This window comes from Promicromonospora panici (genome assembly GCF_900608595.1).
In the GTDB taxonomy this organism is placed as follows: Bacteria; Actinomycetota; Actinomycetes; order Actinomycetales; family Cellulomonadaceae; genus Promicromonospora; species Promicromonospora panici.
In genome coordinates, this window is sequence record NZ_UWYY01000017.1 from 85,571 (window position 1) to 106,077 (window position 20,507).

The following is a 20,507-nucleotide window of genomic DNA, read 5'->3' on the forward strand; positions in this document are numbered from 1 at the left end:
CGCGCCCGTTGCACCGGGCGCGGACCTGGACTCCAGGCGCGGACCTGGACACCACGAGGATTTTCGAGAACTTCAGGAAGTAGGACATCTTGCTCGACGTCAACGTCTTCGACGAGCTGCGTATCGGCCTCGCCACGGCCGAGGACATCCGTGCCTGGTCGCACGGTGAGGTCAAGAAGCCAGAGACCATCAACTACCGCACCCTCAAGCCGGAGAAGGACGGGCTCTTCTGCGAGAAGATCTTCGGTCCGACCCGCGACTGGGAGTGCTACTGCGGCAAGTACAAGCGCGTGCGCTTCAAGGGCATCATCTGCGAGCGTTGTGGTGTTGAGGTCACGCGCTCCAAGGTGCGCCGTGAGCGCATGGGCCACATCGAGCTCGCCGCGCCCGTCACACACATCTGGTTCTTCAAGGGTGTGCCGTCCCGCCTGGGCTACCTGCTGGACCTGGCCCCGAAGGACCTCGAGAAGGTCATCTACTTCGCGGCCTACATGATCACGTCGGTCGACGACGAGGCCCGCCAGGAGGACCTGCCCAACCTGCAGAACGAGATCGATCTCGAGAAGAAGGAGATCTCCGACCGCCGGGACAACGACATCAACACCCGCGCCCAGAAGCTCGAGGCCGACCTGGCCGAGCTCGAGGCCGAGGGTGCCAAGGCCGACGCGCGCCGCAAGGTGCGCGACTCCGCCGAGCGTGAGATGGCTCAGCTCCGCAAGCGTGCGGACCAGGAGCTGGACCGCCTCGAGCAGGTCTGGGACCGGTTCAAGAACCTCAAGGTCGCTGACCTCGAGGGCGACGAGATGCTCTACCGGCAGCTCCAGGACCGTTACGGCACCTACTTCGAGGGTGCGATGGGCGCGAACGCGATCCAGCAGCGCCTCCAGAACTTCGATCTGGAGGCCGAGGCCGAGTCGCTGCGCGAGACCATCCGCTCGGGCAAGGGCCAGCGCAAGACCCGCGCCCTCAAGCGCCTCAAGGTCGTGAACGCGTTCCTGACGACCACGAACTCGCCCACCGCGATGGTGCTGGACGCCGTCCCGGTCATCCCGCCGGACCTGCGCCCGATGGTGCAGCTCGACGGTGGCCGGTTCGCGACGTCGGACCTGAACGACCTGTACCGCCGCGTCATCAACCGGAACAACCGCCTCAAGCGGCTCCTGGACCTGGGCGCGCCGGAGATCATCGTCAACAACGAGAAGCGGATGCTGCAGGAGGCCGTGGACTCGCTGTTCGACAACGGCCGCCGTGGCCGCCCGGTGACGGGCCCCGGCAACCGGCCGCTGAAGTCGATCTCCGACATGCTCAAGGGCAAGCAGGGCCGGTTCCGCCAGAACCTGCTCGGTAAGCGAGTCGACTACTCGGGCCGTTCGGTCATCGTCGTCGGCCCGCAGCTCAAGCTGCACCAGTGCGGCCTGCCCAAGCAGATGGCGCTCGAGCTGTTCAAGCCGTTCGTCATGAAGCGGCTCGTCGAGCTCAACCACGCGCAGAACATCAAGAGCGCCAAGCGCATGGTCGAGCGCACGCGTCCCGTGGTCTGGGACGTGCTCGAAGAGGTCATCACGGAGCACCCTGTGCTCCTGAACCGTGCGCCGACGCTGCACCGCCTGGGCATCCAGGCCTTCGAGCCGCAGCTCGTCGAGGGCAAGGCCATCCACCTGCACCCGCTCGTGTGCGGCGCGTTCAACGCCGACTTCGACGGTGACCAGATGGCCGTGCACCTGCCGCTGAGCGCCGAGGCGCAGGCCGAGGCCCGCATCCTCATGCTCTCGAGCAACAACATCCTGAAGCCGTCGGACGGCCGTCCGGTGACCATGCCTTCGCAGGACATGATCATCGGTCTGCACCACCTCACGAGCGACCGTCCGGGCGCCGTGGGCGAGGGCCGTGCGTTCGGTTCCGTGGCCGAGGCCATCATGGCCTTCGACCGGGGTGAGCTGGACATCAACGCCAAGATCAAGCTTCGGATGTCGGACCTCGTGCCGCCGCTGAAGGACTTCGAGGCGCCCGAGGGCTGGGAGCAGGGGCAGCAGCTCCTGTTCGACACCACCCTCGGCCGGTACCTGTTCAACGAGGCGCTGCCCGTCGACTACCCGTACGAGAACGGTGTGGCCGACAAGAAGCGTCTGTCGACGATCGTCAACGACCTCGCTGAGCGGTACCCGAAGGTGGAGGTGGCCGCGGCGCTGGACGCGCTGAAGGACGCCGGCTACCGGTGGGCCACGCGCTCCGGCGTCACGATCGCCATCTCCGACGTCGCCGCGCCGACGGTCAAGGGAGAGATCCTCGACGAGCACGAGGCTCGGGCCCTCAAGGTCCAGCAGCAGTTCGACAAGGGTCTGATCACCGACGACGAGCGCCGTCAGGAGCTCATCGAGATCTGGACGCAGGCCACCGACAAGGTCGCACAGGCCATGCGGGTCAACCTCGAGAGCAACGCGCGCAACACCGTCATGCGCATGGTGGGCTCGGGCGCCCGTGGTAACTGGATGCAGGTTCGTCAGATCGCCGGTATGCGCGGTCTGGTGGCGAACCCGAAGGGTGAGATCATCCCTCGCCCGATCAAGTCCAACTACCGCGAGGGCCTGTCCGTCCTCGAGTACTTCATCGCGACGCACGGTGCCCGTAAGGGTCTGGCCGACACGGCTCTCCGTACGGCGGACTCGGGCTACCTGACCCGTCGTCTGGTGGACGTCTCGCAGGACGTCATCATCCGCGAGGAGGACTGCGGTACCGAGCGTGGGCTCACGCTGCCGGTCGCGGAGAAGCTCCCGGACGGCTCGCTCGTCCCGGACGACCGCGTCGAGACCAGCATCTACTCGCGTACCTTCGCGACCGACGTGGTGGACGCCGACGGCAACGTCATCGCGACCGCCGGGTCGGACGCGGGCGACGTCGTCATCGACAAGGTGATCGCCGCGGGCATCTCGAGCGTCAAGGTCCGTTCGGTCCTGACGTGCGAGTCCCGGGTCGGCACCTGCGCCAAGTGCTACGGCCGCTCCCTGGCCACGGGTCTGCTCGTGGACATCGGCGAGGCCGTCGGCATCATCGCGGCGCAGTCGATCGGTGAGCCGGGCACGCAGCTGACGATGCGTACCTTCCACACCGGTGGTGTGGCGGCCGCCGAGGACATCACGCAGGGTCTCCCGCGTGTCACCGAGCTCTTCGAGGCCCGTACCCCCAAGGGTGAGGCGCCGATCGCGGAGTACACGGGACGCGTGACCATCGAGGACACCGAGCGGACGCGTCACCTCGTGCTGACGCCGGACGACGGTGGCGAGGAGATCAAGTACCCGGTCACGAAGCGTGCGCGCCTCAAGATCGCGGACGGCGACCACGTCACCGTGGGCACCCAGCTCGTGCAGGGTGCTGTCGACCCGAAGAAGGTGCTGCGCATCCTCGGCCCGCGTGCCACGCAGACGCACCTGGTGGACCAGGTCCAGGAGACCTACCGCAGCCAGGGCGTGGACATCCACGACAAGCACATCGAGGTCATCGTGCGGCAGATGCTGCGGCGCGTGACCGTGCTCGACTCGGGTGACTCGCAGCTGCTGCCCGGTGAGCTCGCGGAGCGCATGCGCTTCGAGGACGCGAACCGCAAGGCCGTGTCGGAGGGTGGCCAGCCGGCCGCCGGCCGTCCGGAGCTGATGGGTATCACGAAGGCTTCGCTCGCGACCGACTCGTGGCTCTCGGCGGCCTCCTTCCAGGAGACCACCCGGGTGCTCACCGAGGCGTCGATGAGCGGTCGCCGTGACCCGCTGCTCGGCCTCAAGGAGAACGTCATCATCGGTAAGCTCATCCCGGCCGGTACGGGTCTGCCCCGCTACCGCAACGTCGAGGTCGAGCCCACCGAGCAGGCCAAGGCCGAGCTCTACCCGAGCTTCGGCTACGACGAGATCGACTTTCCGACGCTCGGTATGGGCTCGGGCGAGGCGATCCCGCTGGAGGACCTGGACCTCGGCGACTTCCGCTGATCCCGATCCTTTGACCGCGAAGTAGAGCGCCTGTCGGTCTCGACAGGCTCGACCCACGGTGGTCGGGCCCCGTCGAGGCCCGGCAGGCGCTCTACTTCGCGGTTCTCGGGTGCATCTCACACCCGATTCGTTTTGACCCCCCGTAAACACGCGGGTAACCTAGGAATCCGTGCCTGCGCCGTCGGGCCGCACCTCTTGAAGGCCACCTCAGGGTGGCTTCGGAAGCGGCCGATGTGAGTGCGTGGGCACCCCGGCGAGAACCTCCCGGGGCACGTCGTGCCCCGATGGGTGGAGCCGGGCCATCGAGCCGGTGGTAAGTGGCGTAGCAGTCCCCGTGGGGGCTGTGGGTGCCGCATGCGATCGGCACGCACAAGCCAGAACCATTGACGGGGACGCCGGCAGGGCGTCGCCGAAGCTCAAGAAGACGACGGAGACGTAGTGCCTACGATCCAGCAGCTCGTCCGCAAGGGGCGGACCTCGAAGGCCGGGAAGTCGAAGACTCCGGCCCTCAAGGGCTCCCCCCAGCGGCGCGGCGTGTGCACCCGTGTGTACACCACCACCCCCAAGAAGCCGAACTCGGCCCTCCGCAAGGTCGCCCGTGTGAAGCTTTCCTCCCAGGTCGAGGTCACCGCGTACATCCCTGGTGTCGGCCACAACCTGCAGGAGCACTCCATCGTGCTCGTGCGTGGCGGCCGAGTGAAGGACCTCCCCGGTGTCCGTTACAAGATCGTCCGTGGCGCGCTCGACACGCAGGGCGTGAAGGGTCGCAAGCAGGCCCGGTCCCGTTACGGCGCCAAGAAGGAGAAGAGCTGATGCCCCGCAAGGGTCCGGCCCCGAAGCGGCCGCTCATCGTCGACCCCGTCTACGGGTCCCCGGTCGTCACGCAGCTGATCAACAAGGTCCTGCTCGACGGCAAGAAGTCGACCGCCGAGGCGATCGTCTACGGCGCCCTCGAGGGCGTCCGTGCCAAGACTGACGGCGACCCGGTCGTGGTGCTCAAGCGCGCTCTCGACAACGTCCGCCCGGCCCTCGAGGTGCGTTCCCGCCGCGTCGGTGGCGCCACCTACCAGGTGCCGGTCGACGTCCGCCCGACGCGTGCCACCACGCTCGCGCTGCGCTGGCTCACCGACTTCTCCCGCGCTCGTCGCGAGAAGACGATGACGGAGCGTCTCATGAACGAGATCCTCGACGCGTCGAACGGTCTCGGTGCTGCGGTCAAGCGCCGCGAGGACATGCACAAGATGGCCGACTCCAACAAGGCCTTCGCGCACTACCGCTGGTAGTAGCTTCCGAGCGGCCCCGGGTCACCCCGGGGCCGTCGGTGGATGCATAACCGCCGGCCCCCAGCCCACCTTTAGACCAAGGGGTAAGACACCGTGGCACTCGACGTGCTGACCGACCTGAACAAGGTCCGCAACATCGGCATCATGGCCCACATCGATGCCGGCAAGACCACGACGACCGAGCGCATCCTGTTCTACACGGGTGTGAACTACAAGATCGGTGAGACGCACGACGGTGCGTCGACGATGGACTGGATGGAGCAGGAGCAGGAGCGCGGCATCACGATCACGTCCGCCGCGACGACCTGCTACTGGAAGAACAACCAGATCAACATCATCGATACGCCGGGTCACGTCGACTTCACGGTCGAGGTGGAGCGGTCGCTCCGCGTGCTCGACGGTGCCGTTGCCGTGTTCGACGGCAAGGAGGGTGTCGAGCCCCAGTCGGAGACGGTCTGGCGCCAGGCGGACAAGTACGACGTCCCGCGCATCTGCTTCGTCAACAAGATGGACAAGCTCGGTGCGGACTTCTACTTCACCGTCGACACCATCATCAATCGCCTCAAGGCGAAGCCGCTCGTCATCCAGCTGCCGATCGGTGCTGAGAACGACTTCGAGGGCGTCGTCGACCTCATCGAGATGAAGGCGCTCACGTGGCGCGGCGACACCAAGATGGGCGAGGAGTACGAGGTCGAGGACATCCCGGCCGACCTCGTCGAGAAGGCGGAGAAGTACCGCGCCGAGCTCGTCGAGGCCGTCGCCGAGGCGGACGACGACCTGCTCGAGAAGTTCCTCGGTGGCGAGGAGCTGACGGTTGCCGAGATCAAGTCCGGCATCCGCAAGCTCGTCATCGCCTCCGCGGCCTTCCCGGTCCTGTGCGGCTCGGCGTTCAAGAACAAGGGCGTGCAGCCCATGCTCGACGCCGTGATCGACTACCTCCCCTCGCCGCTCGACGTCCCGGCCGTGGAAGGCCACGACGCCAAGGACGCCGAGAAGGTCATCGTGCGCCGCCCGGACGAGACGGAGCCGTTCTCGGCCCTCGCGTTCAAGGTCGCCACGCACCCGTTCTTCGGCAAGCTCACCTACGTCCGGGTGTACTCGGGCAAGGTCGCGCAGGGCGCGCAGGTGCAGAACTCGACCAAGGGCAAGAAGGAGCGCATCGGGAAGCTCTTCCAGATGCACTCCAACAAGGAGAACCCGGTCGAGGAAGCACACGCTGGTCACATCTACGCGTTCATCGGGCTCAAGGACGTCACCACCGGTGACACCCTGTCCGACCCGTCGAACCAGGTCATCCTCGAGTCGATGAGCTTCCCGGAGCCCGTCATCGACGTGGCGATCGAGCCGAAGACGAAGGCCGACCAGGAGAAGCTGTCGACCGCCATCCAGAAGCTCGCGCAGGAGGACCCCACCTTCCGCGTGCGCCTGGACGACGAGACCGGCCAGACCGTCATCGGCGGTATGGGCGAGCTCCACCTCGACATCCTCGTCGACCGCATGCGTCGCGAGTTCAAGGTCGAGGCGAACGTCGGTAAGCCGCAGGTCGCCTACCGCGAGACCATTCGCCGCGTTGCGGAGAAGGTCGACTACACGCACAAGAAGCAGACCGGTGGTTCCGGCCAGTTCGCCAAGGTCCAGGTGACCTTCGCACCGCTGGAGACGACGGAGGGCGAGCTCTACGAGTTCGAGAACGCCGTCACCGGTGGCCGCATCCCCCGCGAGTACATCCCGTCCGTGGACGCTGGTATCCAGTCGGCCATGCAGCAGGGTGTGCTGGCCGGCTTCCCGGTCGTCGGCGTCAAGGCGTCGCTGATCGACGGTGCGTACCACGACGTCGACTCCTCGGAGATGGCGTTCAAGATTGCCGGTTCGATGGTCTTCAAGGAAGGCGTCAAGCGCGCCGACCCGGTCCTGCTCGAGCCGGTCATGGCCGTCGAGGTACGTACGCCCGAGGAGTACATGGGCGACGTGATCGGCGACATCAACTCCCGCCGTGGCATGATCCAGTCCATGGAGGACGCGACCGGCGTCAAGGTCGTTCGCGCCCAGGTGCCGCTCAGCGAGATGTTCGGCTACATCGGTGACCTCCGGTCGAAGACCCAGGGTCGCGCGGTGTACTCGATGCAGTTCGACAGCTACGCCGAGGTTCCCAAGGCAGTTGCCGAAGAGATCATCAAGAAGACCCGGGGCGAGTGAGTCCCCACAGGTCGACCCGCACAACCAACCTGTAGGAAGAACCGCACGCCCCGCAGTTGTAGGCTTCTTGGCCGAGCATCTGCAACGTTCGGAACATCTACCCAAGTCCCAGGAGGACCCCAGTGGCTAAGGCCAAGTTCGAGCGGACCAAGCCGCACGTCAACATCGGCACGATCGGTCACGTCGACCACGGTAAGACGACGCTGACCGCCGCGATCTCGAAGACGCTTGCGGACAAGTACCCGGAGCTCCCGGCGAACACGCAGCGCGCCTTCGACGAGATCGACGCCGCGCCGGAGGAGAAGCAGCGCGGTATCACGATCAACATCGCGCACATCGAGTACGAGACGCCGAAGCGCCACTACGCGCACGTCGACGCTCCGGGTCACGCCGACTACATCAAGAACATGATCACCGGTGCCGCCCAGATGGACGGCGCGATCCTGGTGGTCGCCGCCACCGACGGCCCGATGGCCCAGACGCGTGAGCACGTGCTGCTCGCCCGCCAGGTCGGCGTGCCGTACCTGCTCGTGGCGCTCAACAAGGCCGACATGGTCGACGACGAGGAGATCCTCGAGCTCGTCGAGATGGAGGTCCGTGAGCTCCTCTCCTCGCAGGAGTTCGACGGCGACAACGCCCCCGTTGTTCGCGTCTCGGGCCTCAAGGCGCTCGAGGGCGACCCCGAGTGGGTCGAGAAGGTCGTCGAGCTGATGGACGCCGTCGACGAGAACGTGCCGGAGCCGGTGCGCGACCTCGACAAGCCGTTCCTCATGCCGATCGAGGACGTCTTCACGATCACCGGTCGTGGCACCGTCGTCACCGGTAAGGTCGAGCGTGGCACGCTGGACATCAACTCCGACGTCGAGATCGTCGGTATCCGCGAGCCGCAGAAGACCACGGTCACCGGTATCGAGACGTTCCACAAGCAGATGGACCAGGCTCAGGCCGGCGACAACACCGGTCTGCTCCTGCGCGGCATCAAGCGCGAGGACGTCGAGCGCGGGCAGGTCGTCGTGAAGCCGGGTTCGATCACCCCGCACACGAACTTCGAGGCACAGGTCTACATCCTGGGCAAGGACGAGGGTGGCCGTCACAACCCGTTCTACTCGAACTACCGCCCGCAGTTCTACTTCCGCACCACGGACGTCACCGGCGTCATCACGCTGCCCGAGGGCACCGAGATGGTCATGCCCGGTGACAACACCGAGATGTCGGTCGAGCTCATCCAGCCGATCGCCATGGAGGAGGGTCTGGGCTTCGCCATCCGCGAGGGTGGCCGCACGGTCGGTTCAGGCCGCGTGACCAAGATCCTCAAGTGATCCTGGAGCACGGACTCACCTGACGGAAGTCAGCTGAACGATGGGGCCCGGGTGCTTCGGCACCCGGGCCTCATCGCGTAAGTAGCCCGCGTCACACGTCTTCCGTTTGGTACATGCGGAGACGTATGGCAAGATTGCATAGTTGCCTGTCACAGGCGTGCTCTTTCAAGTATCGAACAGTGTGCAGAACCGCAGTCCTTGGTTCCGGCTCGTCCGGGGTCAACAGAGGCTGGAGCGGTCACCCTCCCGGGGAGAAACCGGGTGAGGGGTCGCGGGGTTTGTCGCTAGCTGTTCGATGTGGACAGGGCGCCCCGCGGAGCACACGTCCTCCGGTCTTCCGGAGGGACTGTTCCGAGCAGGCTCGGCAAACGTCGTGATCGGTCCAGGCTGTACAGCCAGGACAAGATCACTTCCCAACGGCCCCGGCACCAGTAACGGTGTTCTGCGCCCGGCTGTGCCGCTTTAAGCGACACGCCCGAGTGCGTGGGTCGGACAGTAGCGGTTCGAGAGAGAGAGTCAGACGACGCCATGGCGGGACAGAAGATCCGCATCCGGCTCAAGTCCTACGACCACGAGGTGATCGACAGTTCGGCGCGCAAGATCGTCGACACGGTCACTCGCGCTGGTGCGACGGTCGTGGGTCCGGTGCCGCTGCCGACGGAGAAGAACGTCTTCGTTGTGATCCGGTCGCCTCACAAGTACAAGGACAGCCGCGAGCACTTCGAGATGCGTACGCACAAGCGGCTCATCGACATCATCGATCCCACGCCCAAGGCCGTCGACTCGCTCATGCGACTCGACCTGCCGGCGGACGTGAACATCGAGATCAAGCTCTGAGGCTGGAGGACATCATGACCAACCAGCAGAAGAACGTGACCGCGTTGCTCGGTACCAAGCTCGGTATGACGCAGCTCTGGGACGAGGCGGGCCGCCTCGTGCCGGTGACCGTGGTCTCCGTGGGCACCAATGTGGTGACCCAGATCCGCACGGTGGACGCCGACGGTTATGCGGCTGTTCAGCTCGCGGCCGGCCAGGTCGACCCGCGCAAGGTCACCAAGCCCCTCAAGGGTCACTTCGAGAAGGCCGGTGTGACGCCGCGTCGTCACGTCGCCGAGATCCGCACCGAGAACGCCGGCGAGTTCACGCTCGGCCAGGAGATCACCGCCGAGGCCTTCGAGGCCGGCGCCCTGGTCGACGTCGTCGGTACCACCAAGGGCAAGGGCACCGCCGGTGTGATGAAGCGTCACGGCTTCTCCGGCGTGGGTGCCTCGCACGGTGCGCACCGCAACCACCGCAAGCCTGGCTCGATCGGTGGCGCTTCGACGCCGTCGCGAGTCTTCAAGGGCCTGCGGATGGCCGGTCGGATGGGTAACGCCCGTCAGACCACCCAGAACCTGACCGTTCACGCGGTCGACGTCGAGAAGGGTCTGCTGCTCGTCAAGGGCGCGGTTCCCGGCCCCAAGGGTGGCGTCGTCCTCGTGCGTAACGCCGCGAAGGGAGCGTGAACCCGATGACCGCTCTGACTGTCGACGTCCTGGACGCCCAGGGCAAGAAGTCCGGCACCGCCGAGCTCCCCGCTGAGGTGTTCGACGTCGCCGTGAACATTCCGCTGATCCACCAGGTGGTCGTTGCGCAGCGCGCCGCGGCTCGCCAGGGCACCGCCTCCACGAAGACTCGTGGCGAGGTCCGCGGTGGTGGCCGCAAGCCGTACAAGCAGAAGGGCACCGGCCGCGCCCGTCAGGGTTCGACGCGTGCTCCGCAGTTTGCCGGTGGTGGCGTCGTCCACGGCCCGCAGCCGCGCAAGTACGACCAGCGCACCCCGAAGAAGATGAAGGCCGCCGCCCTGCGCGGTGCCCTCTCGGACCGCGCTCGTGCCGGTCGCGTGCACGTCGTTGCCGGCTTCGGCATCGAGGGTGTCCCGTCGACCAAGACGGCGCTCGCCACGATCACGAAGCTGACGACGCGTGACCACGTGCTCGTCGTGACGCAGCGCGACGACGAGGCCACGGTCAAGTCCCTGCGCAACGTGCCCGAGGTGCACCTCCTGGTCGCTGACCAGCTGAACACCTACGACGTGCTCGTCTCCGACGACGTCATCTTCACCGAGGGCGCGCTCGCCGCGTTCCTCGAGGGCCCCTCCAAGGGTGCGAAGGCTGTCGCCACGGAGTCCGAGGCCGAGACCGCTGAGGAGACCGCAAAGTGACCGTCACCGTGAAGGACCCGCGCGACATCCTGCTCGCGCCGGTCGTCTCCGAGAAGAGCTACAACCTTCTCGACGAGGGCAAGTACACCTTCATCGTGGACCCGAGCGCGAACAAGACCGAGATCAAGATCGCTATCGAGAAGGTCTTCAGCGTCAAGGTCGCGTCGGTGAACACGATGAACCGCAAGGGCAAGACGCGTCGTACGCGTTTCGGCCTCGGCAAGCGCAAGGACACGAAGCGTGCGATCGTCACCCTCCGCGAGGGCACGATCGACATCTTCGGTGGTCCGGTCGGCTGAGCTGACGAGAGACGATTGAGGACAGGTTTCCATGGGAATCCGTAAGTACAAGCCGACAACGCCCGGCCGTCGCGGCTCCAGCGTCGCCGACTTCGTCGAGGTCACGCGGTCGCAGCCGGAGAAGTCTCTGATCCGCCCGCTGAGCAAGACCGGTGGTCGTAACAACACCGGTCGCATCACGACGCGTCACAAGGGCGGTGGCCACAAGCGTGCCTACCGCGTCATCGACTTCCGTCGTCACGACAAGGACGGCGTGCCCGCGAAGGTCGCTCACATCGAGTACGACCCCAACCGCACGGCGCGCATCGCGCTCCTGCACTACGCGGACGGCGAGAAGCGCTACATCATCGCGCCGAACAAGCTGTCGCAGGGCGACCGCATCGAGGCCGGTGCGGGTGCCGACATCAAGCCGGGCAACAACCTGCCGCTGCGCAACATCCCGACCGGTACGGTCATCCACGCCATCGAGCTCCGGCCCGGTGGCGGTGCGAAGATCGCCCGTTCGGCTGGTGCGTCCGTGCAGCTCGTCGCCAAGGACGGCCCCTATGCGCAGCTGCGCATGCCGTCCGGTGAGATCCGGAACGTCGACCTGCGCTGCCGCGCGACGGTCGGCGAGGTCGGCAACGCCGAGCAGTCGAACATCAGCTGGGGCAAGGCCGGCCGCATGCGCTGGAAGGGCAAGCGCCCGACCGTGCGTGGCGTCGCTATGAACCCGGTGGACCACCCCCACGGTGGTGGTGAAGGCAAGACGTCCGGCGGACGTCACCCGGTGAGCCCCTGGGGCCAGGCCGAGGGTCGTACCCGCCGTCCGAACAAGTCGAGCGACCGGATGATCGTCCGTCGCCGTCGTACCGGCAAGAAGCGCTGATAGGAGCCTGAAACATGCCTCGTAGCCTGAAGAAGGGCCCCTTCGTAGACGACCACCTCCAGAAGAAGGTGGACGTCCAGAACGAGAAGGGGACCAAGAATGTCATCAAGACCTGGTCCCGTCGGTCGGTAGTCACGCCCGACTTTCTCGGTCACACCTTTGCCGTGCACGACGGTCGCAAGCACGTCCCGGTCTTCGTGACCGAGGCGATGGTCGGCCACAAGCTCGGCGAGTTCGCTCCCACGCGGACCTTCCGCGGCCACGTGAAGGACGACAGGAAGGGTCGTCGCCGCTGAGGCGTGGGGTTCTCCCCGCTGAAGCAGTGATGATCTGGACTGTCTGAGAAAAGGAAGCAGGACAGCAATGGAAGCCAAGGCGCAGGCGCGGTTCGTCCGTGTCACGCCCCAGAAGGCCCGGCGCGTCGTGGACCTCATCCGTGGCAAGCAGGCCTCTGAGGCCGTCGCGGTGCTGAAGTTCGCACCGCAGGCCGCCAGTGAGCCGATCCGCAAGGTCGTGGAGAGCGCGATCGCGAACGCTCGGGTGAAGGCCGACCGCGCGAGCGAGCGCTTCGACGAGGGCGACCTGGTCGTCTCCGCCGCGTTCGTGGACGAGGGGCCGACGCTCAAGCGTTTCCGCCCGCGGGCTCAGGGACGTGCAACGCGCATTCTCAAGCGCACCAGCCACATCACCGTGGTGCTCGCCGACAAGGAAGGGGCCCGATAGTGGGACAGAAGGTTCACCCGCACGGGTACCGCCTGGGTATTACGACTGACCACCGGTCGCGTTGGTTCGCCGACAGCACCAAGCCCGGTCAGCGGTACCGCGACTACGTCCGCGAGGACGTGCAGATCCGCAAGCTCATGGGCACTGGCCTCGAGCGTGCGGGTATCTCCAAGGTCGAGATCGAGCGCACCCGCGACCGCGTCCGCGTGGACATCCACACGGCGCGTCCGGGCATCGTGATCGGCCGTCGAGGTGCTGAGGCCGACCGCATCCGCGGTGAGCTCGAGAAGCTCACGGGCAAGCAGGTTCAGCTCAACATCCTCGAGGTCAAGAACGCGGAGATCGACGCGCAGCTCGTTGCTCAGGGCATTGCCGAGCAGCTGGCCAGCCGTGTCTCGTTCCGTCGTGCGATGCGCAAGGGCATGCAGTCCGCCCAGCGCGCCGGCGCGAAGGGTATCCGCGTGCAGGTCGCCGGCCGCCTCGGCGGCGCGGAGATGAGCCGCTCGGAGTTCTACCGCGAGGGCCGCGTGCCCCTGCACACCCTCCGTGCGTACATCGACTACGGCTTCTACGAGGCCCGCACCACCTTCGGCCGCATCGGCGTGAAGGTGTGGATCTACAAGGGCGAGGTCACCGAGAAGGAGTTCGCCGCTCAGCAGGCTACTGCCGCTCCCCGTCAGGGCCGTGGCCGTGGCGAGCGCGGTGAGCGTGGTGAGCGCGGCGGCGAGCGTCGCGGCGGCCGTCGCAACGAGCGTCCGGCCGAGCGCAGCACTGACGCAGCCCCCGCGGCTGAGGCAGCTGCTGCTCCGGCCGCAGAGACCGGAACGGAGGCCTGACCATGCTGATCCCGCGCAGGGTCAAGCACCGCAAGCAGCACCACCCCTCGCGCTCCGGCGCGGCCAAGGGTGGCACCCAGATCGCGTTCGGCGACTTCGGTATCCAGGCTCTGGAGCCGGCGTACGTCACCAACCGCCAGATCGAGGCGGCGCGTATCGCAATGACTCGCCACATCAAGCGTGGCGGCAAGGTGTGGATCAACATCTACCCGGACCGTCCGCTGACGAAGAAGCCTGCCGAGACCCGCATGGGTTCCGGTAAGGGTTCGCCGGAGTGGTGGGTCGCCAACGTCAAGCCTGGCCGTATCGTTTTCGAGCTGTCCGGTGTCGACGAGTCCCTTGCTCGTGAGGCCATGCGCCGCGCGATGCACAAGCTCCCGATGAAGTGCCGTTTCGTGGTGCGCGAGGGTGGTGTCTGATGGCTATCGGTACGCAGGGGCTTGCCCCCATCGATCTGGATGGCATGGACGACGAGACTCTCGTCGCCAAGCTGAAGGAAGCCAAGGAGGAGCTCTTCAACCTCCGCTTCCAGTCGGCGACCGGCCAGCTCGAGAGCCACGGTCGTCTCAAGGCCGTGCGTCGCGACATCGCCCGGATCTACACGATCCTGCGCGAGCGCGAGCTCGGCATCCGTACGGCTCCGAGCGTGAGTGAGTGAGGCAATGAGCGACAACACGACTGCTGCTGAGGCCCCTGCGGCCCAGCGCGCGACGCGTAAGGTGCGCCGTGGCTACGTGGTGAGCGACAAGATGGACAAGACCATCGTGATCGAGGTCGAGGACCGGGTGAAGCACCCGCTCTACGCCAAGGTCATCCGTCGCACCACGAAGGTCAAGGCGCACGACGAGCAGAACAGCGCCGGCATCGGCGACCTGGTCGTCATCATGGAGACCCGCCCGCTGTCCGCTACCAAGCGGTTCCGGCTCGTGGAGATCCTCGAGAAGGCCAAGTAAGGACTTCTACCTCGGCCGGGGCGATGCGTGACACACGTACGCGTGCCGCCCCGGCCAGTACAGCAACTATCCGTTCGACCAGGCTCGCCGGAATCAGTCCGCGCGAGAACCAGTTCGACGACAGGAGTTCATTCAAATGATCCAGCAGGAGTCGCGACTTCGGGTCGCCGACAACACGGGTGCCAAGGAGATTCTCTGCATCCGCGTTCTCGGTGGCTCCGGCCGTCGCTACGCCGGAATCGGCGACACCATCGTCGCCACCGTCAAGGACGCGATCCCGGGCGGCAACGTGAAGAAGGGCGACGTCATCAAGGCTGTCGTCGTCCGGACCGCCAAGGAGCGCCGCCGTCCCGACGGTTCCTACATCAAGTTCGACGAGAACGCCGCCGTCATCCTGAAGGCCGACGGCGAGCCTCGCGGCACCCGCATCTTCGGCCCGGTGGGTCGCGAGCTGCGCGACAAGAAGTTCATGAAGATCATCTCGCTGGCTCCGGAGGTGCTCTGACCATGGCGAAGATCAAGAAGGGCGACCAGGTCATCGTGATCTCGGGTCGCGACAAGGGCAAGACCGGCCGTGTGCTCGAGGTCCTCAAGGACTCCGACCGTCTCGTGGTCGAGGGTGTTCAGCGTGTCACGAAGCACACCAAGGTGGGCCAGTCGCAGCGCGGCGCCCGCACCGGTGGCATCGAGACGGTCGAGGCGCCGATCCACGTGAGCAACGTGATGATCGTCGACCCGGAGACCAAGAAGGGCACCCGTGTCGGGTACCGCCTCGAGCAGGTGGAGCGCGACGGTCGCACCAAGACCGTCCGGATCCGCGTCGCGAAGCGCTCCGGGAAGGACATCTGATGACCGAGACGACCATCGAGGCCCCGGCCCAGCCGCGCCTCAAGCAGAAGTACCGCGAGGAGATCCTCCCGGCGCTGATCGAGGAGTTCGGCCACAAGAACCTCCACCAGGCCGGCGGTCTCACGAAGATCGTCGTGAACATGGGTGTGGGCGACGCGGCCAAGGACTCGAAGCTCATCGAGGGCGCCATCCGCGACCTCTCGGCGATCACCGGTCAGAAGCCGCAGGTCACCAAGGCTCGCAAGTCCATCGCGCAGTTCAAGCTGCGTGAGGGCATGCCGATCGGCGCGCACGTGACGCTTCGCGGTGACCGGATGTGGGAGTTCCTCGACCGCCTGCTGGCTGTCGCGCTGCCCCGTATCCGCGACTTCCGCGGCCTGTCGCCCAAGCAGTTCGACGGGCACGGCAACTACACGTTCGGTCTCACGGAGCAGTCGATGTTCCACGAGATCGACCAGGACAAGATCGACCGGGTCCGCGGTATGGACATCACGGTCGTGACGACGGCGACGACCGACGACGAGGGCCGCTCTCTGCTGCGCCGTCTCGGCTTCCCCTTCAAGGAGAACTGACATGGCGAAGAAGGCCCTGATCAACAAGGCGGCCGCCAAGCCGAAGTTCGCGGTTCGCGCCTACACCCGGTGCCAGAAGTGCGGTCGCCCGCACTCCGTTTACCGCAAGTTCGGCCTGTGCCGCATCTGCGTGCGGGAGATGGCCCACCGTGGCGAGCTTCCCGGCGTCACCAAGAGCAGCTGGTAACACAACTACGCCGTAGGTCTGTTCGGCCTCTCATGGCCGCTCGGATACCCCGGCGAGGAAGGGCAAGAGCCCGATGACTATGACCGACCCGATCGCAGACATGCTGACCCGTCTGCGTAACGCGAACTCGGCGCACCACGACACGGTTTCCATGCCGTCGTCGAAGCTGAAGACGCACATTGCCGAGATCCTGCAGGCCGAGGGCTACATCAGCGGCTGGAACGTGGAGGACGCCCAGGTGGGCAAGACCCTCACGCTCGAGCTGAAGTACGGCCAGAACCGGGAGCGCGCCCTGGCGGGCGTGCGCCGCGTCTCGAAGCCCGGCCTGCGTGTCTACCGCAAGTCCACCGATCTGCCCAAGGTGCTCGGCGGCCTGGGCGTGGCGATCCTGTCCACGTCCTCCGGCCTCCTCACCGACCGGCAGGCACAGGCCAAGGGCGTCGGCGGCGAAGTCCTCGCCTACGTCTGGTAATCCGGAAAGGAGAAAACGCCAATGTCTCGAATCGGCAAGCTTCCCGTTCCGGTCCCAGCCGGCGTGGACATCACTGTCAGCGGCGCGCTCGTGACCGTGAAGGGCCCCAAGGGTTCTCTCGAGCACAACGTGCCCGCCCCCATCAATGTCGCTCAGGAGGACGCCCAGCTCGTGGTGTCCCGCCCGGACGACGAGCGGAACTCCCGTGCGCTGCACGGCCTGACCCGCACCCTGATCGCCAACATGATCATCGGTGTGACGCAGGGCTACGAGAAGAAGCTCGAGATCGTCGGTACTGGTTACCGCGTCGTGGCGAAGGGTTCGAGCCTCGAGTTCGCGCTCGGCTTCAGCCACCCTGTTGTCATCGAACCCCCTGCGGGTGTCACGTTCGCGGTCGAGAGCCCCACCAAGTTCTCGGTCTCGGGCATCGACAAGCAGCAGGTCGGCGAGGTCGCAGCGAACATTCGCAAGATCCGCAAGCCCGAGCCCTACAAGGGCAAGGGCGTGCGCTACGCCGGCGAGAACGTCCGCCGCAAGGTCGGAAAGGCTGGTAAGTGACGATGGCTATCAAGATCCTGGGCAAGGGCAAGTCCGTCGCTCGCCAGCGTCGTCACCTGCGCCTGCGCAAGAAGATCACCGGCACCGCCGTTCGTCCGCGTCTGGTCGTCACCCGTTCCTCGCGCCACATGGTGGCGCAGGTCGTGGACGACACCGTGGGCAAGACCGTCGCGTCGGCGTCGACCCTCGAGGCCGACCTGCGTGCGTTCGACGGCGACAAGACGGCCAAGGCCCGCAAGGTCGGCGAGCTCGTCGCCGAGCGTGCCAAGGCTGTCGGCGTCGACACCGTCGTGTTCGACCGCGGCGGCAACAAGTACCACGGTCGCGTCGCTGCAGTGGCTGACGGCGCCCGCGAGGGCGGTCTGGCCCTGTGATGACCAACGCACGGAAGAAGAGGACTCTCTGATGGCTGCAGGGCAGCGCAGCGGCGCCCCCCAGGGTGCCGCCACCGAGAACAAGGACCGAAACGACCGCCGTGGTGGCGGGCGTCGGGACGACCGTCGCGGGGGGCGCGAGGAGAAGAGCGCCTTCGTCGAGAAGGTCGTCTCCATCAACCGCGTCGCCAAGGTCGTCAAGGGCGGCCGTCGCTTCAGCTTCACCGCGCTCGTCGTGGTGGGCGATGGTGACGGTACCGTCGGCGTCGGCTACGGCAAGGCCAAGGAAGTGCCGGCGGCGATCGCCAAGGGTGTCGAGGAGGCGAAGAAGAACTTCTTCCGCGTCCCTCGCATCCAGGGCACCATCCCGCACCCCATCCAGGGTGAGGCTGCCGCCGGTGTCGTGTTCCTGCGTCCGGCGTCGCCGGGTACCGGTGTGATCGCCGGTGGTCCGGTCCGCGCCGTGCTGGAGTGCGCGGGCATTCACGACGTGCTGAGCAAGTCGCTCGGTTCGTCGAACGCGATCAACATCGTGCACGCCACGGTCGCGGCCCTGCAGGGCCTCGAGGAGCCGGCTGCTGTTGCCGCTCGTCGTGGTCTCCCGCTCGAGGACGTGGCCCCGGCCGCGCTCCTGCGCGCCCAGGCCGCCGGTCGTGCCGAGTCGACTGCGAAGGCGGGTGCGTGATGGCTCGACTCAAGGTGACTCAGACCAAGTCCGCCATCGGCGGCAAGCAGAACCAGCGCGACACGCTGCGGACCCTCGGCCTCAAGCGGATCGGCGACACCGCCGTGAAGGAGGACCGTGCGGAGATCCGTGGCATGGTCAAGACGGTGGCGCACCTCGTCGCCGTCGAGGAGGTCGAGTGATCATGGCGGAGAACAAGCCGCTGAAGATGCACCACCTCCGTCCGGCCCCCGGCGCCAAGACCGCGAAGACCCGTGTGGGTCGCGGTGAGGCGTCGAAGGGTAAGACGGCAGGTCGTGGTACCAAGGGTACGAAGGCTCGTTACCAGGTCCCCGCTGGCTTCGAGGGTGGGCAGATGCCTCTGCACATGCGCCTCCCGAAGCTGCGTGGGTTCAAGAACCCGTTCCGCGTGGAGTTCCAGGTCGTGAACCTGGACAAGCTCTCCGCGCTGTTCCCCGAGGGTGGCACCGTCACCGTCGAGGACCTCGTCGCCAAGGGGGCGGTCCGCAAGGGTCAGCCCGTGAAGGTGCTGGGCAACGGTGAGATCGACGTCAAGCTCGAGATCGCGGTCGACCGCGTCTCGGCGTCCGCCAAGGAGAAGATCCTGGCGGCCGGCGGTACGGTCTCGGAGGCCTGAGACAGCTGGCAGGGCCGGCGGCGCGCGATGCGCGGCCGGCCCTGTGTGCTCTCTTGAGAAATTTCTGGAGCGCACGTGGTCCGAGAGACCCCGTGGGCAACGTAGAATCCGACTCGGTCTGGCTGCACCGTTGTGGTCCGGCCCACGTTCGACACACCTCGCCGGCGTCCCGCCGGCGACACGAGATCCCGCAACGGCGGGCCAGGAGGATAGGGTGCTCAGCGCTTTCGGCCGGGCTTTCCGGACGCCAGACCTGCGGCGCAAGCTGCTGTTCACGATCGCGATCATGGCGATCTTCCGGCTCGGGTCGTTCATCCCGACTCCCGGCGTGGACTACACGAACGTGCAGCAATGTATCGCATCGGAGAACAACGACAGTCTGCTGGGCCTGATCAACGTCTTCAGTGGCGGCGCACTGCTGCAGCTGTCGATCTTCGCCCTCGGGATCATGCCGTACATCACGGCAAGCATCATCGTGCAGCTGCTTCGTGTGGTGATCCCACGCTTCGAGGCGCTGCACAAGGAGGGTCAGTCGGGCCAGACCAAGCTGACCCAGTACACGCGCTACCTGACGATCGCCCTCGCGATCCTGCAGTCCACGACCGTCATCACGACGGCACGCCAGGGCGTGCTCTTCCAGAACTGCGGGCTCGACGTCATCGCGGACGACAGCATCCTGACCTCGATCCTCATGGTCATCACCATGACCGCCGGTACCGGCCTCGTCATGTGGCTCGGCGAGCTGATCACCGAGCGTGGCGTCGGCAACGGCATGTCGCTGCTGATCTTCACGTCGATCGCGGCGAGCTTCCCGACGTCGCTGTGGTCGATCGCCGGTGGCGCCAACGGCGCCCTGAACTTCACGATCATGCTCCTGGTCATCATCCTGGTGATCGGCCTCGTGGTCTTCGTCGAGCAGTCGCAGCGCCGCATCCCGGTGCAGTACGCGAAGCGCATGGTGGGCCGGCGCATGTACGGCGGCACCAGCACGTACATCCCGATCAAGATCAACATGTCCGGTGTGATCCCCGTGATCTTCGCCGCGTCGATCCTCGCCATCCCGGGCCTGCTCGCGCAGTTCGGCGACCAGGGGGCCGACTGGGTCGTCTGGGTCTCCAACAACCTGGTCCAGCAGTCGTCGCCGCTGTATATCGCGGTCTACACGCTGATGATCATCTTCTTCTGCTTCTTCTACACCTCGATCACGTTCAACCCGGACGAGGTCGCGGACAACATGAAGAAGTACGGCGGCTTCATCCCCGGCATCCGCGCCGGCCGCCCCACGGCGGAGTACCTCGACTTCGTGATCACCCGGATCACCTCCGCCGGTTCCGTGTACCTCGCGCTGATCGCGCTGATCCCGACGCTGGTGCTCGTCTTCCTGGGCGTCAGCACCAACCTGCCCTTCGGCGGTGCCTCGATCCTCATCGTGGTCGGCGTCGGGCTGGATACGGTCAAGCAGATCGATTCGCAGCTGCAGCAGCGCCACTACGAAGGATTTCTCCGTTGAGCCAGACCC

Annotated in this window: 27 protein-coding genes; all 27 read left to right on the forward strand. The window is 66.3% G+C overall.

The window, feature by feature from the left end:
• Positions 1-89: 89 nt before the first annotated feature.
• The 27 genes from EW117_RS20035 (at position 90) to secY (ending at position 20,498) form a co-directional block, all read left to right on the forward strand.
• Positions 90-3,974 (forward strand): DNA-directed RNA polymerase subunit beta', encoded by a 3,885-nt coding sequence (locus tag EW117_RS20035; protein ID WP_129788475.1) that lies wholly within the window; start codon positions 90-92, stop codon positions 3,972-3,974.
• A gap of 438 nt (positions 3,975-4,412) precedes the next feature.
• The gene (gene rpsL / locus EW117_RS20040) at positions 4,413-4,787 is read left to right on the forward strand and encodes a 30S ribosomal protein S12 (RefSeq protein ID WP_020016109.1); all 375 of its coding nucleotides are present in this window, start codon (positions 4,413-4,415) and stop codon (positions 4,785-4,787) included.
• A complete protein-coding gene (rpsG, locus tag EW117_RS20045) occupies positions 4,787-5,257 on the forward strand; it encodes a 30S ribosomal protein S7 (RefSeq protein ID WP_020016110.1) in 471 nt (156 codons plus the stop codon). The genes rpsL and rpsG overlap by 1 nt, the downstream gene beginning before the upstream one ends.
• 93 nt (positions 5,258-5,350) lie before the next feature.
• Positions 5,351-7,453 (forward strand): elongation factor G, encoded by a 2,103-nt coding sequence (gene fusA / locus EW117_RS20050; RefSeq protein ID WP_129788476.1) that lies wholly within the window; start codon positions 5,351-5,353, stop codon positions 7,451-7,453.
• A 122-nt stretch (positions 7,454-7,575) separates the two neighbouring features.
• Positions 7,576-8,772 (forward strand): elongation factor Tu, encoded by a 1,197-nt coding sequence (tuf, locus tag EW117_RS20055; protein WP_129788477.1) that lies wholly within the window; start codon positions 7,576-7,578, stop codon positions 8,770-8,772.
• 528 nt (positions 8,773-9,300) lie between these two features.
• Positions 9,301-9,609: a 30S ribosomal protein S10 gene (gene rpsJ, locus EW117_RS20060; protein WP_019146773.1), complete on the forward strand. Its 309-nt coding sequence runs from the start codon at positions 9,301-9,303 to the stop codon at positions 9,607-9,609.
• A gap of 14 nt (positions 9,610-9,623) precedes the next feature.
• Positions 9,624-10,277 (forward strand): 50S ribosomal protein L3, encoded by a 654-nt coding sequence (rplC, locus tag EW117_RS20065; protein WP_129788478.1) that lies wholly within the window; start codon positions 9,624-9,626, stop codon positions 10,275-10,277.
• 5 nt (positions 10,278-10,282) lie between these two features.
• Entirely contained in the window at positions 10,283-10,975 is a 693-nt protein-coding gene (gene rplD, locus EW117_RS20070) for a 50S ribosomal protein L4 (protein ID WP_129788479.1), read from the forward strand.
• On the forward strand, positions 10,972-11,274 hold the full coding sequence (gene rplW, locus EW117_RS20075; RefSeq protein ID WP_129788480.1) for a 50S ribosomal protein L23: 303 nt from the start codon (positions 10,972-10,974) through the stop codon (positions 11,272-11,274). Before rplD ends, rplW begins: the two co-directional genes overlap by 4 nt.
• A 31-nt stretch (positions 11,275-11,305) precedes the next feature.
• Complete coding sequence (gene rplB / locus EW117_RS20080) at positions 11,306-12,142, forward strand: 50S ribosomal protein L2 (protein WP_129788481.1); 837 nt, start codon at positions 11,306-11,308, stop codon at positions 12,140-12,142.
• 14 nt (positions 12,143-12,156) lie between these two features.
• Positions 12,157-12,438 (forward strand): 30S ribosomal protein S19, encoded by a 282-nt coding sequence (gene rpsS, locus EW117_RS20085; protein ID WP_119139906.1) that lies wholly within the window; start codon positions 12,157-12,159, stop codon positions 12,436-12,438.
• 67 nt (positions 12,439-12,505) lie between these two features.
• Complete coding sequence (gene rplV / locus EW117_RS20090; RefSeq protein WP_116673591.1) at positions 12,506-12,865, forward strand: 50S ribosomal protein L22; 360 nt, start codon at positions 12,506-12,508, stop codon at positions 12,863-12,865.
• A complete protein-coding gene (rpsC, locus tag EW117_RS20095) occupies positions 12,865-13,701 on the forward strand; it encodes a 30S ribosomal protein S3 (protein ID WP_129788482.1) in 837 nt (278 codons plus the stop codon). The genes rplV and rpsC overlap by 1 nt, the downstream gene beginning before the upstream one ends.
• Positions 13,702-13,703: 2 nt before the next feature.
• On the forward strand, positions 13,704-14,120 hold the full coding sequence (gene rplP, locus EW117_RS20100; RefSeq protein ID WP_129788483.1) for a 50S ribosomal protein L16: 417 nt from the start codon (positions 13,704-13,706) through the stop codon (positions 14,118-14,120).
• Complete coding sequence (rpmC, locus tag EW117_RS20105; RefSeq protein WP_116673593.1) at positions 14,120-14,359, forward strand: 50S ribosomal protein L29; 240 nt, start codon at positions 14,120-14,122, stop codon at positions 14,357-14,359. The genes rplP and rpmC overlap by 1 nt, the downstream gene beginning before the upstream one ends.
• Before the next feature lie 4 nt (positions 14,360-14,363).
• The gene (gene rpsQ, locus EW117_RS20110; RefSeq protein ID WP_129788484.1) at positions 14,364-14,654 is read left to right on the forward strand and encodes a 30S ribosomal protein S17; all 291 of its coding nucleotides are present in this window, start codon (positions 14,364-14,366) and stop codon (positions 14,652-14,654) included.
• A 136-nt stretch (positions 14,655-14,790) separates the two neighbouring features.
• Entirely contained in the window at positions 14,791-15,159 is a 369-nt protein-coding gene (rplN, locus tag EW117_RS20115) for a 50S ribosomal protein L14 (RefSeq protein ID WP_129788485.1), read from the forward strand.
• A gap of 2 nt (positions 15,160-15,161) precedes the next feature.
• Complete coding sequence (gene rplX / locus EW117_RS20120; protein ID WP_129788486.1) at positions 15,162-15,503, forward strand: 50S ribosomal protein L24; 342 nt, start codon at positions 15,162-15,164, stop codon at positions 15,501-15,503.
• Complete coding sequence (rplE, locus tag EW117_RS20125) at positions 15,503-16,075, forward strand: 50S ribosomal protein L5 (protein WP_129788487.1); 573 nt, start codon at positions 15,503-15,505, stop codon at positions 16,073-16,075. Before rplX ends, rplE begins: the two co-directional genes overlap by 1 nt.
• 1 nt (position 16,076) lies before the next feature.
• A complete protein-coding gene (locus EW117_RS20130) occupies positions 16,077-16,262 on the forward strand; it encodes a type Z 30S ribosomal protein S14 (RefSeq protein ID WP_021480434.1) in 186 nt (61 codons plus the stop codon).
• A gap of 73 nt (positions 16,263-16,335) precedes the next feature.
• The gene (gene rpsH / locus EW117_RS20135; protein ID WP_129788488.1) at positions 16,336-16,734 is read left to right on the forward strand and encodes a 30S ribosomal protein S8; all 399 of its coding nucleotides are present in this window, start codon (positions 16,336-16,338) and stop codon (positions 16,732-16,734) included.
• Positions 16,735-16,755: 21 nt separating this feature from the next.
• Entirely contained in the window at positions 16,756-17,292 is a 537-nt protein-coding gene (gene rplF, locus EW117_RS20140; protein ID WP_129788489.1) for a 50S ribosomal protein L6, read from the forward strand.
• A 2-nt stretch (positions 17,293-17,294) separates the two neighbouring features.
• Entirely contained in the window at positions 17,295-17,666 is a 372-nt protein-coding gene (gene rplR / locus EW117_RS20145; protein ID WP_129788490.1) for a 50S ribosomal protein L18, read from the forward strand.
• A gap of 31 nt (positions 17,667-17,697) precedes the next feature.
• Positions 17,698-18,351, forward strand: a complete 654-nt coding sequence (gene rpsE, locus EW117_RS20150; RefSeq protein ID WP_020016130.1) for a 30S ribosomal protein S5 — start codon at positions 17,698-17,700, stop codon at positions 18,349-18,351.
• Positions 18,351-18,533: a 50S ribosomal protein L30 gene (gene rpmD, locus EW117_RS20155; RefSeq protein ID WP_020016131.1), complete on the forward strand. Its 183-nt coding sequence runs from the start codon at positions 18,351-18,353 to the stop codon at positions 18,531-18,533. Before rpsE ends, rpmD begins: the two co-directional genes overlap by 1 nt.
• 2 nt (positions 18,534-18,535) lie before the next feature.
• Positions 18,536-18,988: a 50S ribosomal protein L15 gene (rplO, locus tag EW117_RS20160; protein ID WP_129788491.1), complete on the forward strand. Its 453-nt coding sequence runs from the start codon at positions 18,536-18,538 to the stop codon at positions 18,986-18,988.
• Positions 18,989-19,202: 214 nt separating this feature from the next.
• Positions 19,203-20,498: a preprotein translocase subunit SecY gene (secY, locus tag EW117_RS20165; protein ID WP_129788492.1), complete on the forward strand. Its 1,296-nt coding sequence runs from the start codon at positions 19,203-19,205 to the stop codon at positions 20,496-20,498.
• Positions 20,499-20,507 lie beyond the last annotated feature (9 nt).